This is a genomic window from Paenibacillus gallinarum (assembly GCF_014836635.1).
Lineage (GTDB): Bacteria > Bacillota > Bacilli > Paenibacillales > Paenibacillaceae > Paenibacillus > Paenibacillus gallinarum.
The window spans coordinates 1-521 of sequence record NZ_JACSQL010000058.1; the positions used below are offsets into that span (position 1 = coordinate 1).

General features: G+C 34.0%; 1 protein-coding gene. It reads left to right on the forward strand.

The features are described from left to right. Positions 1 to 119 precede the first annotated feature (119 nt). A complete protein-coding gene (locus tag H9647_RS25610) occupies positions 120 to 362 on the forward strand; it encodes a hypothetical protein (RefSeq protein WP_191805324.1) in 243 nt (80 codons plus the stop codon). The last annotated feature ends 159 nt before the right edge of the window (positions 363 to 521 follow it).

The window sequence follows — 521 nt, forward strand, 5'->3', positions numbered from 1 at the left end:
GGGCAGGATAGTTTAATTCACTTCGCGATGCAGATTTTTCGGCTTAATATCGAAACTTTTTCCAAGTGTTTATAGTCTATATGATTAGTGTACAAATACATCATAGGATGTGGAAATTCATGAAGAAATTTAGTTTTTGGTTATCGATATTTGGTTTATTGGTATGTTTATTGAATGCTACAGGGAAGGATGACAAGAACTTACTATTGTTCTTTACCAGCCCTCACTTGATGTTTATGGAAGAGTATAACATTGTGCGACAATTAGATGGAATTTTGACCATCTATATAATCAATATTGTGGGCTGGTTCATAATAGGTCTAGTTATTGATTTAATCATTGCTGCATTTAAACGTAGATAGATTAAGGATGTATGTCTAGCTATAAATTGAAACCCATTTTACTTTGCTCAGCTAACTGGGAGGTTAGCGGAACTAACAAGGAGAATGGCTTAAGCAAGACATACGGTATCATAATAGTTTTTTATTTTTGAGGGCCTTGGTTCAACTAACGAAAAAACG